Origin of the sequence: Undibacterium sp. Ren11W, assembly GCF_049340485.1 — a bacterium.
Lineage (GTDB): Bacteria > Pseudomonadota > Gammaproteobacteria > Burkholderiales > Burkholderiaceae_D > Undibacterium.
The window spans coordinates 1,066,531-1,080,900 of the sequence record NZ_JBMPPB010000001.1; the positions used below are offsets into that span (position 1 = coordinate 1,066,531).

Below are 14,370 nucleotides of genomic sequence, written 5' to 3' on the forward strand. Positions count from 1 at the left end.
AAGCAAGCTAGGTTTCAGCAGCAGAGCTCATGGTTACAGTTCAGCATCAGTGCTGTTCTCTCCATCTATCCCCAGCAAACTATGGGCCGCATCGCTAGGCAGAGCCTCGACCTGCTTGAGCTTTTTCGTCATCTGACGCGTGCGTACTTCGGCATGATCGATGTTTTTGGCGGCGCGCTCCAATGCTGTCTTAGTGGCGGCCAACACCTCGCCAAATTTGCCAAATTCGGTTTTAACAGCGCCCAACACTTGCCAGACCTCGGATGAGCGCTTCTCCAACACCAAAGTACGGAAACCCATTTGCAAACTGTTGAGCAAAGCCGATAAAGTCGAAGGGCCAGAAATGGTGACGCGACATGTACGCTGCAATTCGTCTGCCAAACCTGGCCTGCGCATCACTTCAGCGTACAAGCCCTCGGTAGGCAAAAACAAAATGGCAAAATCAGTGGTCAAAGGCGGCGATAGATATTTTTCGGCGATGGTTTTGGCTTCGTTGCGGATCGCACGCTCCAACTCTTTACCGGCTTGCGCCACACCTTCGGCATCGGCGCGTTCGGCAGCATCGAGCAAGCGTTCATATTGCTCTTTCGGGAACTTGGCATCGATAGGCATCCAGACCGGTGCCCTGTCGTCTTCCTTGCCCGGCAATTTGATTGCAAACTCTACCCGCTCACCCGTGCCGGGTATGGTCTCGACATTCTTGCCATATTGTTCGGGAGTCAGCATCTGCTCCAGCACCATCTCTAACTGCACCTCGCCCCAGGTGCCGCGCGTCTTGACATTGGTCAGCACCCGTTTTAGGTCGCCCACCCCGATTGCGAGCTGCTGCATCTCGCCCAGACCTTGATGGACCTTCTCCAGACGTTCCGAGACTTGTTTGAAGGAGTCACCGAGTCGCTGCTCTAACGTCGCATGCAGCTTCTCATCAACGGTCTTACGCATCTCTTCTAGCTTACTGGCATTGTCGGCTTGTAATTGCTGGATTTTCTGCTCAAGAGTGGCGCGAATCTCGCCCATGCGTAAGGCATTCGACTCTGTCAGATTGGCCAGCACTTGGTTCAGGCTTGCGGCAAAGCGTTGCATGCTTGCAGCTTGCTCATCCCTGGCTGTCTGCGCCTGCTGTATCAACGATAGGCGCATCTGCTCGAGTTGCTGCGCATTCGCCTCGGTGAGTTTTACCAGCTGTTGCGAGAAGGCGTCGATCTGGCTGTTTTGCAGAGCTGCCGCATTGCTTAGCTGCGTCGACAAGACTTGCTGCAGTTGTGAAAAGTTACCGCCTAACTCTTGCCGTGTCGCTTGCGCGCTAGACAGGATTTGCTCACGCAAAGAGCGCTCGCTGCGCTCTTGCGCTTGCTGTAATTGTTGGAAGTTTTGTTGGAGCTTTTGTTCGAGTTGGCTATCGCCGTTTTGTTGGCGGCTACGCAGCAACAACATGAGGTTGAGCAACACTAAAACAGCTAACAACGAGAGGGTAAAAATTTCAGGCAAGCTCATAGATAGGCACAATTTATTTATCGTAATAAAAAACTGTACTCGATCAAAATAATCGAGTACAACTCTTGGAATTTACTTGGACTTACTCGGCCTTATTCCGCATCCAATCGGCGGTCTGAAAAAACGAATTCATCAGGTGTAGTTGCAAGCCCTCTTCTATACCGACCTCTTGCATCGCCCAAGCCATACAGCGCAGCCATTGATCGCGCTCGCTAATACCTATCGGATAAGCCAGATGGCGCGCCCGCAGGCGCGGATGGCCGAACTGCTCTACATACAGATCAGGGCCGCCCATCCACCCCGATAAAAACCAAAACAGCTTATCGCGCGAGCTGTCGATAGGCTGAGGATGCATGACACGGATACCTGCGAACTCCGGTTCGAGTTCCATCAGATCATAAAACCGGTCTACCATTTCACGCAATTTATCGGCACCACCGATCAAAGTGTAAAGATTGGATTTTTCTTCTTGCTGTTGTGTTTCTTGAGTCATTTCTTTATTCATTAACTAATATTGATTCATTATTCAACTACTCTGACGTTTCATCGTATTGACCACCACAGGCATGCCGTCATATGAAGAGACAAACTCATTGACGATTTTAAAACCGTAATGCGAGTACAAATTTTTAGCGATAACATTCGACTTCACCACATCCAGACTGAGTTCACCTTTAGCATGTGCGATTGCATGCTCTAAAAGCTGCCTCCCTATACCTTTACCTCTGTAAATGGGCGAGACAAAAATTGAGCGTATATGATTTAAATGTGTTCCCAAATAAGCGGACACACGCTCTTCTTCATACACCAAAACCTCAGATTCATGAAAAGCTACCAGTCGTTGCGGATCTAAATTTAGGGATGTCAGTTTAAATTTTTGCGGTTCGAATCGCAATTCATCAAGCTTAGAGGCAGCATAAATATCTACTATCGCAGAAAAATCGGCTTCTTTATATTCACGAATACCCATACAACTAGCCTTCACGCAAACTCTGTAAAGGCGGCTGATTCAAGACATTGCGTAGACCTACCCAACCGCCTATCAAGGCACAGCTCGCGCCTACCGCTAAGCCGGCGATCCAGACTACGGGCGAGAAGCTCCATTCGAATTCAAAACTAAAACGCGCCAGCGTCCAGCCTATCGCCGACGCGCCACTGGCTGCCAGCAAACCGGCCAGGCCGCCTATCAGTAAGAACTCTATCCATTGCGCTTGCGAGAGTTGCTTGCGGGTTGCCCCCAGCGCCCGCAACAAGGCCGCTTCGCGCATGCGCAAGTCTTGCGAACCGGCCAGCGCTGCGTATAACACCAAGACACCGGATGCCAGCGTGAATAAAAACAAAAATTCGACTGCGTTGATGACTTGATCCAGCACATCCTGCAATTGCTTAATCATGGCACCGACATCGACCACGGTCAGATTCGGGAAATCAAGCATGAGTTGATTCACAAATTTCTTCTCTTTAGCCGGCATGCGAAACGCGGTGATCCAGGTTTGCGGCATTTCGGCCATCGCCTTAGGGTTGATCACAACAAAAAAATTCACGCGCATAGAACCCCAATCGAGCTTACGCAAACTGGTGATGGCAGCCGTCACTTGCTGCCCGGCGACGTCAAAAGTCAGCTTGTCGCCGAGTTTCAGATTGAGGGTTTTGGCGATGCCTTCTTCTACCGAGGCCTCTGGCTCACTAGCGCTGGCATCGTTAAACCAATGACCGGCAGTGATTTTATTCATGGCCGGTAAATCGTTCATGGTCGAGAGGTTAAACTCCCTATCCACCAGACGTTTGGCGCGGTCGTCCTGATAGCTATCGGCCGCCAGCACGGTATCATTTACCTGCACCAAACGGCCACGTATCATAGGGTAAAGCGCGGGCTGGGTGAACAGTTTCAGACGTGCTGCGATTTCATCTTTTTGATCTGGCTGGATATTGATGACAAATTGATTCGGCGCATCTGCCGGTGTCGATTTTTTCCAAGCGCTGATCAAGTCAGCACGAATCACGGTAAGTAACAGCAAGGCCATCAAGCCCAGCGCCAGCGAGACCACCTGGATCACGGTAGCACCGGGGCGGCGTTGCAGCGCTGTGATCGCAAAGCGCCAGGCTGAGTTATCGAAGAGGCCGCGTAAGCGACGTAGCGACGCTACTCCCAACCACGCCACCAAGGCAAAACCCAGCAATCCCAAGAGAAAACCGGCAGCCGTCAGCAGACCCAGTTTTATGTCGCCTGCCTGCCATAACAACAAAGCGATGAACATCCCCAAACCCAACAAGTAGCTCAGCAGCGTCATGGCTTGCGGCGCATCTTGCGCACGGCGTATTACTTGATTATGCGGCACGTTGCGCAGCTGCAGAATTGGCGGTAAGGCAAAACCTATCAACAGAAGCAAACCGGTCAACACACCTTGCAGCGCTGGTAGCCAGCTGGCTGGCGGCAGCTGATTGCCGACCAGCTTACCCAGCCATTCCAGCAAGGCATAATGCCCAGCAAAACCGAGCACAACACCGGCCGAACTGCCGGCCACACCTAGCATGAAAAATTCGATTAAATACATGGAGGTGACTTGATTTTGCGTCAAACCCAGACAGCGCAACATGGCGCAGGCATCGACGTGACGCAACATAAAGCGCCGCGCCGCCATCGCTACTGCAACCGCCGCCAACAAGGCCGACAGCAAACCGACCAGAGATAAAAACTGCTCGGCTCTATCTAGAGTAGCGCGCATTTCTGGCCGCCCTGATTCCAGCGACTCCAGTCTGATGCCCTTGAGTTTTTCAGTATCGATCGCTTTTTGCAGATACGCTTGAAAACTGGCGACACTAGCCGGCTGCCCGGCCAACAGCAGCCTATACGTGACGCGTGAGCCATTTTGTATCAAATTAGTGGCAGGCAGGTCGTCCAGCGCCAGCATCACACGTGGCGCGAAGTTCATGAAGGCAGCACCCCGATCCGGCTCTGCGGCGATCACTTGCGCCACTTTAAATTGCTGATCACCCAGTTTGATGTTCTCGCCTATGCTCAGGTTCAAACTGATCATCAGGGCCGGATCTAACCAAGCGGTTGCATGCTGCGGTATCTGTTGCGTACTTATCTCCGAATCGCCTTGCTGGAGTTTCAGATTGCCGCGCAAGGGATAGCCACGACTGACCGCTTTCAGCGACACCAGTCGCGACTGCGCGGCATCACCCTCACCGGCTAATGCCATGCTAGGAAAAACCACGGTTTCGGCCAATTGCAAGCCGCGTTTCTGCGCCTCTAGCCGCCAGGCGGCAGCGATAGGTTGATCTGCGCTCACCAGCAAATCGGCACCAAGTAATTGGTGCGCATCGCGATTGAGACCGTTGCGCATGCGATCGACGAAAAATCCTACCGAAGACAAAGAGGCCACCGCGATCATCAGTGCGACCAGCAAGAAGCGCAATTCACCAGCACGCCAATCGCGCAGTGTCATCGTCAAGGAGAGTCTATGCATGCGAGCCTTTTACAAAATTAGCCAGAATCAGGACTAATCTAATTAAAAATTGGGGAGTATCGGGGACAACTACCCGCTTGCGCATATACCATATGCGCAAGCGGGTGAGACTATCTCATACCCCACCCTAGTATATCTGTCCGATGGAATTATTCAGACAAGGCTGCGCTAAAATCCTGCAGCAAATCCTGCGTGTCTTCGATACCTACTGAAACCCGTATCAGGGAGTCTGCTATACCCATGGCGGCACGCCGCTCAGCCCCCATTTCAAAGAAAATGGTGTGTGCGACCGGAATAATCAAGGTGCGGGTGTCGCCCAGATGGGTCGCATTGATCGCCAGTTTGAGGCGATTCAGAAAATCGAAACAGTCTATGTCTGCACGTAATTCAAAGCTGAACAAGGCACCGTAAGCGCGGAACAAGTCGCTCGCCAATGCGTGTTGCGGGTGCGAAACCAAGCCTGGGTAATGCACCACCGCCACGCGCGGATCGGCGTCTAGCATCTGCGCGAGTGCTAGTGCATTGGCGCATTCACGCTCTAAGCGTAAGGCAATGGTTTCTGCACCGACCGCAATCTGGTGCGCAGCATCCGGTGCCAGCGATGCGCCAAAATCACGCAGAGCCTTGGCACGAATCTGCGCCATGCCTTGTTGCGGAGATGCTTGTTTTCTGAAGTTGTCTGCAATATTCGGATACGCTGCCCAATCAAACAGGCCGGTATCGGTGATCGCACCGCCCAGCACATTGCCATGTCCGGCTATCGATTTGGTCAGCGAATTAATCACCAGGCCAGCCCCGACTTTTTTCGGCTGAAACAGATACGGCGAAGTCATGGTATTATCCACCACAAACAAGATGCCACGTTCACGGCACAGGCTGCCGATTTTTTTCAGATCGGCAATCTGGGTACGCGGATTAGCGATGGTCTCGACAAATACCATGCGCGTTGAACGCGTAATCGCAGCCTCCACATTGGAGACATCAGTAGCGTCGACGTAAGCAACAGCTACCCCTTGGTTGGAGATGGTTTGTAGCAAACTGCTGGTATTGCCAAACAAAAAGGCCGAAGAAATGATCTGATCTCCTTCACGCAGCAGGGCCTGAAACAAGGCGCCAATTGCCGCCATACCTGTGGAGAAACAAATACTCGATGCACCGCCTTCCATCTTGCTGATTTTATCTTCCAGCGCCGACACGGTTGGATTGCCCTGCCTGCCGTAACGGTAGCCTGATTGCTTCCCTTGAAACACGGCCGCCAGATCGCGTGCGTCTTTATAGCCGAAAGTGACCGAAGTATGCACAGGCTTATGGGGCGAGCCGTGCTCTATTTCTTGCTGGCGGTCGTTATGAAGTATGGTGGTGGTAAAGCCGTAGGATGCGTGGTCGCTCATGGTCGGAATGGGTGTCTAAAAGGGACAAAAAAGTAATCCCTGAAGTTTAACCCAGAATCAGCACACCATCCTGCATTGCGCTACATAGCACTAAGGCAATCGCATAAAAAAACTGGTCCACGAAAAAATAAGGCGCCTATAAATTGCATTGTTTTTCATCCACTTGTGCTCTACATAGGCTTGCGCAGGCCCCCAAAAATTTTGCAATTGCCTCTTTTATTTTTCAGCCAAAAACGCCTCTATTAACTGCGCGAGAAGTTCAGGCTGATCATGATGCAACATATGGCCGGCATCCATCATCATTTCGGTGCGAACCTTAGGAATAACTGCGATGCGGCGATCGATCTCCACCCGCGCCTCGGCTTTTGGCCCCATCCAGCGCCAGATATCGGTATCATTCGCCTCTACCCACAATACGGGCGAAGCGATCTTGCTCCAGCAGGCCAGAATCTCGTCCACTTGAAACAATAAAGGGCTAGTCAATTTGTGTGCCGGGTCACCCAAAATTTCCCATAGGCCCTGCGCGTTCTCACGCGCCCAGTGCTGCGCCAAGAAGGCAGAACGTTGATCCGACAAGCGCGGATTGGTTTTTTGTAAGCGCGCCGCCACTTCGGCCTGACTGGCATAGCTACGCATAACGGGTTGTTCGCGCAACTCGTCCAGCCATTTGAGATAGCGTTTAGGCGCTTGTTTCGGATGTGTAGTTGGCAGCCCAAAACCTTCCAGATTAATCAGCTTTCTCACCCGCTCTGGCCTGACGCCGCCATACAGCAAGACCACATTCGCGCCCATGCTATGGCCTAGCAAATTAACCGGTAAATCTGGCGAAAAATGATGTAAAAGCGCATCGAGATCGCCCAGGTAATCGGGAAACCAGTAGCTATCGGTAGGCGGGGTTTCGGTTAAGCCAAAGCCGCGCCAATCGGCGGCGATCACATGCCACTTTTCTTGCAGGCTATCGACCACAAATTGAAATGAGGCCGAGACATCCATCCAACCATGCATCATAAAGAGCATAGGCGCGCTCTCATCGCCCCAATGGCGAACGTGATAATTGAGTCCGCGTAGCGCGACAAATTCGGAGCGTGAGTGAGAAATAGTCATAATCGATTTAAGTGAGCTGCGTGAATATTATTTTGCCTGGTTGACAGAAGTTTCATGCATCGTCATTGCAGATTTAGATTAACATTTAAAACTCGCTGTAACAGCGCTCGCCATGAAGACTAGCTTCTGCATTAAGCAAAACAAGATAATAGCACGATCGTTCGATAAATGTTTTTGGAGACCTCATGTCGGAAATCACGTCAACAAGCATTCCAGCCATGAGCACAAGCAAGACTGGTACGGATCGGTATCAACAGCTATATCAGGAATTTCATTGGCACATCCCTCAATATTTCAATATTGCCCAAGTATGCAGCCGACGCTGGGCTGAGGACGCGCAGAACGGATTGCGCACTGCCGTGTATTTTGAGAGCAGTAACGGACACACAGAAACCCTCAGCTACGCTCGCCTGCAAGCGCAGGCTAACCAGTTGGCGCAACTACTGCAGTCGCAAGGCCTGCAACGTGGCGACGTAATCGGCTGCATTTTACCGCAGCGACCTGAAACAGCCATCACCCTGATCGCCTGTCTGCAGCTAGGTGCGATCGTGATGCCACTGTCTTTTTTGTTCGGCCCAGAAGCGCTGGAATACCGCTTGCAGCATAGCGCTGCCAAGGCGCTGATCGTCGACGCTAGCGGAATAGACGCATTTCTGCAAATACGAGCTAACTGCCCGGCGATTGACACGCTGGTCACCCTCGATTGTCAGACCGGGCAAGCACTGGATTGGCACGCGGCACTGGCCCCCATGCCTGAAGTCTTCGAGATGACGGACACCTTGGCCAGTGATCCTGCGATCTTAATCTACACCAGCGGCACTACCGGCGCGCCCAAAGGCGCCCTCCTGCCACACGCCGCCCTGATCGGCAATCTTCCGGGTTTTGTGGCGTCGCAAAATTGGTTCCCACAAGAGCAGGATGTGTTCTGGTCACCGGCCGACTGGGCCTGGACTGGCGGCCTGATGGATGCCTTACTGCCTACCCTGTATTTTGGCAAACCCATCGTCGGCTACCAAGGAAGATTCTCGGCTGAGACCGCCTATTATTTGATGGAAAAATATCAGGTCACAAATACATTTCTGTTTCCAACCGCATTAAAGTTGATGATGAAAGCTTGTGCCGCCCCCTTGCAGCAATATAGTCTACGTTTGCGCGCCATCATGTGCGCTGGCGAAGCGGTCGGTGATACGGTTTTTAACTGGTGCGTATCGGCATTACAGATCACACCGAATGAGATGTTCGGCCAGACCGAGATTAACTACATCGTCGGAAACAGTCACCAACATTGGCCGGCCAAACCGGGCAGCATGGGGCGCGCCTATCCTGGACATAGAGTCGCCTTGATTAATGACACAGGTGTAGAAGTTGCCGATCACGAGATTGGCGAAGTAGCCCTGCATCGCTATGATATCCACGGCCAGCCAGATCCTATCTTTTTTCTGGGGTACTGGAACAACGTTGAAGCCACCAGCGACAAATTTAGCGGTGACTGGTGTCGCACCGGAGATCTGGCCTTGCGTGATGCCGATGGCTACCTTTGGTATCAAGGCCGTGCCGACGATATGTTCAAGGCCGCCGGTTACCGCATCGGCCCTGCTGAAATTGAAAACTGCCTGCTCAAACACCCTGCTGTATTAAATGTCGCGGTGGTACCGAAACCTGATCAAGAGCGCGGCAATCTGGTTAAAGCGTATATCGTACTAAGCCAAGGCTATCTGGCTAGTGCCGCTTTAATGGCCGAACTACAAAGCCATGTACGAGGAAAATTAGCGCCGTATGAATACCCGAAAGAAATAGAATTTATAGCCCAATTACCGATGACAGCCAGCGGAAAAATTCAAAGAAGACTATTGCGACTGGCAGAAGAAGAAGCTCGCACTAAAGAATAAATCTTCATCGAGACTTGAGGCTGGTTGAAGGTGTGGCTAAAAAACCGACTATGAGGCAGTGAGCGTGACGATCTTGCGTCATGCCTTTTTAAGCCAAATAGGAAGAATTTACTTCGACGCCGGGCCACCAAAACGTACGAAATCCCCGGCTTTGACCTCGCCTTCTTTCACATCGGAAGCAAGCTCGGCGATAGAAAAATTATTCTGCACCTGTATCACCGCTGCTTTACCCACATTTGTTTGTGGCAAACCATAAGCGACCAACAGCGGTTGATGCGACCTCAGCCCCAGCGTAGGCAATTCATTATTCCCGACCAGCACAGTGGCAGAATCTCCCAGCGCCACAGCCGAAGTGGCACCAACATCGATAACAATTTGCCCTTTACCCGCTTTTAATATTCTCGCCAAAATAGGCAATTGCTGCAAATCGTGCTCCACCAGAACGCTGGCATGATTCAAAATGGTATCGATGGCCTGACCATAGCTAGTAGCATAAAACGCTGCGCTGCCAAACGGTCTATCCCGACCGACATTGGCCTGATCGGCCGCCTGCGTATGCAAATTATGCCGCGACAGCATGGCACCACTAATACCATCATAAATCGCTATTTCTATCTCCATGTGACGTGTGCGGGTCTCCCACAAGCCCAAGTACTTCTTATCGATCTGCACCCCGGCATTGCGAATCTCACCAGCGATAATAAACTGACTATCGAATTCGGCAGCGACTTGTTTGACCAGATTAATACTTGGAGTCTCAGACTGCATGGTAAACGCCAATAGACTAGGCGAATTTCTGGTCAGAAAAAGATCAGTTTTCTCCAAACGCAACAAGAGCTCCCGCGGAAAGCCATGGGCAATATCCTCGATATCCTGCACCTGCCCCAGACGACTCACTGCAAATGCGGTCGCCAAAATTTTCTTTCTATACGCATGTTCCTGTACGCTAGCCGCAGCTGCCAGACTAGGCTCCGGTTTTACCTCCAACACCGAGGAGTTCGCTGGCACCAGTTGCACTTCACTAGCATCGAGTGAAGTACGCACATCGACCGTGCGCACCGTAAGTGGGTAGACCACCGTCGAGGTCGCCGCTTGTGCTAGCGGCGCAATCGAGCACAACAGTAGACACGTTAAGAGACAGTAAAAGCGTAAATACTTACTCAATTTTGGATACATGGGCATCGTCGTTATTTTCATAGTTCGCTCGATAGAATAATGCGTTGACGCTCATCAGGCAGCAGTGGACTCTGCGCTAAATGATACGCCCGAATTGGGGCTGACTCAAGCCAGCAATCTCAGCAATATTTGGCTTACTAGCCTCTATTTTTTCTTGTTTTCAATAAATGGCACGATCCAATAGAAAAGCGCGAATAGAAAAAAACTTGAGATTAGGTTAAACCAAAACATCCTATTTCGCCGAACAACTTCATCATCGAGATGCACAACTAAAAAATTAATCCAAGGAAAAATAGCGAAAAATATTGCTCGGAAAATACGGTGGTTTTTTAGCAGTTTCAATTTTCAAATGCCTGTCCATTTCTCACGGCCTAGCAATATCTAAAGCCAGTCCAAAGTAGACCTATCTGTTGAAATTCCTGAACGGGTAGAACGTCTATCTGCGATGCATTACCGAGTATTTTTTAGTCGACAAAGAATAAGTCTTGCACTCGCTAGATCGGGCGCTAAAAATATTTCTGCAAAAACCAAAAATCCTTGTTCCAGCCAACTTAATTTAACCCAATAAATCCACGAAAGTGCGAATACACTTATCCACATCGCCAGGTACAAGACAAACAAAGTGATTTTTAGTTTTTTTCGCATCATTGGTGCAGTTTTGATCTTGAGTGCCACGCTAAGGCGCCTGCAGCACCTGCAATTCGGCCTCGCTAAAGCCAGCGGCGCGGCGCGCTTCCAGGTTGAAGGGGGCGCGTAATTTGGGGGCGCGGTAAAGTGTCGCTAACTCGGCGTAAGTGATGACGGGGTCTAATTGACGTTGCTGGCACAAATAGGCGAACCAGCGATTGCCTATACCTACATGGCCGATCTCGTCGCGCAGAATGATATCGAGGATGGCGGCGGCCGCCTGATCACCGGCTTGCGCCAGCTTGGCCCTGATGGCAGGGGTGGCGTCCAGGCCACGTGCTTCCATGGTACGCGGTACTAAGGCCATTCTGGCCAGCACATCGGCCTGGGTGCGTTCCACCATTTCCCACAAACTATTATGCGCAGGAAAATCGCCGTAAGCATATCCAAGGCTCACCAAGTGGCTTGCCAGCAAGTTGAAGTGATACGCCTCTTCCTGTGCCACTTGTAGCCAATCGCTGTAATACTCTTGCGGCATATCGCTAAAACGCCAGATTGCATCGAGTGCCAGATTGATGGCATTAAATTCTATATGCGTCAGAGCATGAATCAATACCGCCCGCCCCTCCACCGTATGCATCGCGCGCCGCTTTACGCCTAGCGGCGGCACCAGTTCTGGCCGCTCTGGCTTGCCGGGGATCAGGGCCTCTGCGTGGTTCAGCGACGCCGCCTCCGTTGCCCTATCCAGACACAGATCGCCCGCCAGCCAAACCTGCCTTAAGGCCAACACCCCGGCCGCCTTGAGACTGGGATTGGACTCTAGCAGCCAGTGCAGCGCCAAGACGCGCAGGTCATTTTGCACAATGGCGGTCGATTTTTCTGAAGAAAAACAGGTGGAGGTCGGTGCATTCATGCGGGGAGCGGTAAAATGGCAGGTTAATCCCTCTATTTTACGGAAGAATCATGGCCATATACCAATTAGCTGACATTTCACCTGAAATTGATCCCAGCGCCTACATCACCGATAGCGCCAAGATCATAGGTAAGGTCAAAATTGATGCCATGGCCAGCATCTGGTTTGATGTCACGATACGCGGTGATAATGAGTTGATACACGTAGGCGAAAACAGCAATGTGCAAGAAGGCTGCATCTTGCATACCGATCCTGGTTGCCCTCTGACGATAGGCAAAAACGTCACCATCGGCCATCAGGCCATGCTGCATGGCTGCAGTATCGGTGACGGTTCACTGATCGGGATACAGGCGGTGATACTGAATGGTGCCAAGATAGGCAAAAATTGTCTGGTCGGGGCCGGCGCACTGGTCACCGAGGGCAAAGAATTTCCCGACAATTCTCTGATCATCGGTTCACCAGCCAAGGCGGTGCGCCTATTGACCGAAGAAGCGATACTGGCAATGCAAGGCAATACGCAAAATTACGTGGAGCGCGCACAAGCATACAAAACACAATTGAAATTGATAGGATAGTAATGAACGACACGCTACAAAAATTTATGTTTGAAAACGCTGGAGTGCGCGGCGAGCTGGTGGAATTGCCAAATACCTGGCAACAAATACTGGCCAATCACGCCTACCCACCGGCGGTCAGAACCGTACTGGGCGAATTGCTGGCTGCCTCGGCGCTGCTGAGCGCCAATCTGAAATTTAACGGCACCATGATTATGCAAATCCATGGCGATGGCCCGGTCAAATTGATGGTAGTCGAATGTGATGCCGATCTCAATCTGCGCGCCACCGCCAAGGTTCGTGAAGGCGCAGTGATTGCCGACGATGCCAGCTTGAGCGAATTAGTCCATGGCCAGGGCAAAGGCCGCTTTGTGATCACGCTCGATCCGAATGACAAAATGCCGGGTCAACAGGCGTATCAGGGCATCGTCCCCTTAGATGGTGAATCGATCGCGGTCGTCATCGAAAACTACATGATGCGCTCTGAGCAGCTCGACACTAAACTCTGGCTGGCGGCCGATGCGCAAGTGGCACGCGGTTTGTTGCTGCAAAAGCTGCCTATGAACGGCGGCTATCAGACTTCGCAAGAAATGTCGCTGGAAGCCATGGCCGAACATGAGGCCGAAGCCTGGAATCGCGCCATTTCGCTGGGTGGCACATTGAAGCAAGAGGAACTGCTCAGCACCGATATCGAGACGCTGCTGCACAGACTATTTTGGGAAGAAACCATACGCGTATTCGACCCGCAACTGCCAAAATTCCTATGCAATTGCACACGTGAAAAAGTCGGAAATATGCTGAAAATGCTGGGCGAGCCTGAGATCAAGACGGCAGTGGCAGAATTGGGAAGACTCGATATCAATTGCGATTTTTGCGGCAAGCACTACGGTTTTGATGCGGTAGATTGCACGCAATTATTTGTCGCCAGCAGTGTCGCCGAAGGGATAGACAGCCCGAGTATCAGTCAGCACTAACAATGCATAAAACTGGCACAAAACCCGCAAGAACCTAGTTAGTCAAAATCTGATCGATCAGCGCCTGCAAGGCAGGCAAGCTGATCGGTTTTTCCAACTGTCCCAGATAATTGAGTGATTTCAATTGCGCCAGACTCTTGGCGCTATTTCTGACTGCCTGAGTTTGCCCTGACATGACCACGATAGGGATCTGACACTTTTTCAGTGATAGTTGCGCCAGAAATTCGAAGCCATCCATATGCGGCATCAAGAGGTCGCAGATCAGCAGATCGGGCTGTTTTTCTGTGCTATCAAGGAACTCCAGCGCATCAGCACCTTCAACAGCGCTGAGAATATCGAAGATCCCCATAGAATGCAGTAAGGCGCTGACGAAATCGATTTGCAGAGTATCGTCATCGATCACCATGACGCGTAAGCTGCTCGCCCTAGTGTTAGTGGTCGCCTCATGCTCCGTAGTTTGCTCTTCAGGATGTTCCATATGCTTCTCCATTCAAAATTCAATTCAATATTGGACAAGAAAACTTCAGGGTGACGCAGCCTGGTGGCTAACAGCGGCTTGACTACTCTTTCGAAATTCAAACTAAGTAAGCAAGAATAAACCTAGCTTAGCACTAAGCCGTTCGCGTTAGCAAATACTCCATCGCTCCCCATCCGACCGCCAACACATAGCGCCAGTACGCATAGTCCATGCGGCTCGCAGCCCGGCGTGCTTGAAGATGCGCATGGGCTATGCGTGACAGGCTATACCTAATTGGCCAGGCCGAAGTAGATTTCC

13 protein-coding genes are annotated in these 14,370 nt (G+C 51.4%); 3 read left to right on the forward strand and 10 right to left on the reverse strand.

The features are described 5' to 3' along the window. Nucleotides 1–33 precede the first annotated feature (33 nt). The 6 genes from rmuC to ACO0K8_RS04820 all read right to left on the reverse strand — a co-directional run bounded on the left by rmuC (nt 34) and on the right by ACO0K8_RS04820 (nt 7,462). Nucleotides 34–1,494, reverse strand: coding sequence for a DNA recombination protein RmuC (rmuC, locus tag ACO0K8_RS04795; protein WP_422945474.1), 1,461 nt, complete (start codon nt 1,492–1,494; stop codon nt 34–36). A gap of 82 nt (nt 1,495–1,576) precedes the next feature. After that, nucleotides 1,577–1,987 (reverse strand): group II truncated hemoglobin, encoded by a 411-nt coding sequence (locus tag ACO0K8_RS04800; protein ID WP_422945475.1) that lies wholly within the window; start codon nt 1,985–1,987, stop codon nt 1,577–1,579. A 33-nt stretch (nt 1,988–2,020) separates the two neighbouring features. Next, nucleotides 2,021–2,464: a GNAT family N-acetyltransferase gene (locus ACO0K8_RS04805; RefSeq protein ID WP_422945476.1), complete on the reverse strand. Its 444-nt coding sequence runs from the start codon at nt 2,462–2,464 to the stop codon at nt 2,021–2,023. Nucleotides 2,465–2,468: 4 nt separating this feature from the next. Further along, on the reverse strand, nt 2,469–4,967 hold the full coding sequence (locus ACO0K8_RS04810; RefSeq protein ID WP_422945477.1) for an ABC transporter permease: 2,499 nt from the start codon (nt 4,965–4,967) through the stop codon (nt 2,469–2,471). Nucleotides 4,968–5,116: 149 nt separating this feature from the next. After that, a complete protein-coding gene (locus ACO0K8_RS04815) occupies nt 5,117–6,358 on the reverse strand; it encodes a cystathionine gamma-synthase family protein (protein WP_422945478.1) in 1,242 nt (413 codons plus the stop codon). A 216-nt stretch (nt 6,359–6,574) separates the two neighbouring features. Continuing rightward, the gene (locus ACO0K8_RS04820; protein WP_422945479.1) at nt 6,575–7,462 is read right to left on the reverse strand and encodes an alpha/beta fold hydrolase; all 888 of its coding nucleotides are present in this window, start codon (nt 7,460–7,462) and stop codon (nt 6,575–6,577) included. A 185-nt stretch (nt 7,463–7,647) separates the two neighbouring features. Between ACO0K8_RS04820 and ACO0K8_RS04825 the strand changes: the two genes are divergently transcribed. Beyond that, entirely contained in the window at nt 7,648–9,351 is a 1,704-nt protein-coding gene (locus tag ACO0K8_RS04825; protein WP_422945480.1) for an acyl-CoA synthetase, read from the forward strand. 108 nt (nt 9,352–9,459) lie between these two features. Here the strand turns inward: ACO0K8_RS04825 and ACO0K8_RS04830 are convergent, their stop codons facing one another. From ACO0K8_RS04830 to ACO0K8_RS04840, 3 genes are all read right to left on the reverse strand, one after another. Then, on the reverse strand, nt 9,460–10,548 hold the full coding sequence (locus tag ACO0K8_RS04830) for a flagella assembly protein FlgT middle domain-containing protein (protein ID WP_422945481.1): 1,089 nt from the start codon (nt 10,546–10,548) through the stop codon (nt 9,460–9,462). A gap of 429 nt (nt 10,549–10,977) precedes the next feature. Then, nucleotides 10,978–11,202 (reverse strand): hypothetical protein, encoded by a 225-nt coding sequence (locus ACO0K8_RS04835; protein ID WP_422945482.1) that lies wholly within the window; start codon nt 11,200–11,202, stop codon nt 10,978–10,980. 1 nt (nt 11,203) lies between these two features. Further along, entirely contained in the window at nt 11,204–12,067 is an 864-nt protein-coding gene (locus ACO0K8_RS04840) for a ferritin-like domain-containing protein (RefSeq protein ID WP_422945483.1), read from the reverse strand. 50 nt (nt 12,068–12,117) lie between these two features. Here ACO0K8_RS04840 and ACO0K8_RS04845 point away from each other — a divergent pair, with 50 nt between their 5' ends. Further along, complete coding sequence (locus tag ACO0K8_RS04845; RefSeq protein WP_422945484.1) at nt 12,118–12,642, forward strand: gamma carbonic anhydrase family protein; 525 nt, start codon at nt 12,118–12,120, stop codon at nt 12,640–12,642. 2 nt (nt 12,643–12,644) lie between these two features. Continuing rightward, complete coding sequence (gene hslO, locus ACO0K8_RS04850; protein WP_422945485.1) at nt 12,645–13,595, forward strand: Hsp33 family molecular chaperone HslO; 951 nt, start codon at nt 12,645–12,647, stop codon at nt 13,593–13,595. A gap of 34 nt (nt 13,596–13,629) precedes the next feature. On the opposite strand, the gene ACO0K8_RS04855 is transcribed toward hslO, so the two are convergent. Next, on the reverse strand, nt 13,630–14,073 hold the full coding sequence (locus ACO0K8_RS04855; RefSeq protein WP_422945486.1) for a response regulator: 444 nt from the start codon (nt 14,071–14,073) through the stop codon (nt 13,630–13,632). Nucleotides 14,074–14,370 lie beyond the last annotated feature (297 nt).

Bases quoted from the DNA above. Each gene is read 5' to 3' on its own strand.
- hslO (WP_422945485.1), top strand. From the start codon at position 12,645: ATGAACGACACGCTACAAAAATTTATGTTTGAAAACGCTGGAGTGCGC.
- ACO0K8_RS04800 (WP_422945475.1), bottom strand. From the start codon at position 1,987: ATGACTCAAGAAACACAACAGCAAGAAGAAAAATCCAATCTTTACACT.
- ACO0K8_RS04815 (WP_422945478.1), bottom strand. From the start codon at position 6,358: ATGAGCGACCACGCATCCTACGGCTTTACCACCACCATACTTCATAAC.
- ACO0K8_RS04810 (WP_422945477.1), bottom strand. From the start codon at position 4,967: ATGCATAGACTCTCCTTGACGATGACACTGCGCGATTGGCGTGCTGGT.
- ACO0K8_RS04805 (WP_422945476.1), bottom strand. From the start codon at position 2,464: ATGGGTATTCGTGAATATAAAGAAGCCGATTTTTCTGCGATAGTAGAT.
- rmuC (WP_422945474.1), bottom strand. From the start codon at position 1,494: ATGAGCTTGCCTGAAATTTTTACCCTCTCGTTGTTAGCTGTTTTAGTG.
- ACO0K8_RS04855 (WP_422945486.1), bottom strand. From the start codon at position 14,073: ATGGAACATCCTGAAGAGCAAACTACGGAGCATGAGGCGACCACTAAC.
- ACO0K8_RS04825 (WP_422945480.1), top strand. From the start codon at position 7,648: ATGTCGGAAATCACGTCAACAAGCATTCCAGCCATGAGCACAAGCAAG.
- ACO0K8_RS04820 (WP_422945479.1), bottom strand. From the start codon at position 7,462: ATGACTATTTCTCACTCACGCTCCGAATTTGTCGCGCTACGCGGACTC.
- ACO0K8_RS04840 (WP_422945483.1), bottom strand. From the start codon at position 12,067: ATGAATGCACCGACCTCCACCTGTTTTTCTTCAGAAAAATCGACCGCC.
- ACO0K8_RS04830 (WP_422945481.1), bottom strand. From the start codon at position 10,548: ATGAAAATAACGACGATGCCCATGTATCCAAAATTGAGTAAGTATTTA.
- ACO0K8_RS04845 (WP_422945484.1), top strand. From the start codon at position 12,118: ATGGCCATATACCAATTAGCTGACATTTCACCTGAAATTGATCCCAGC.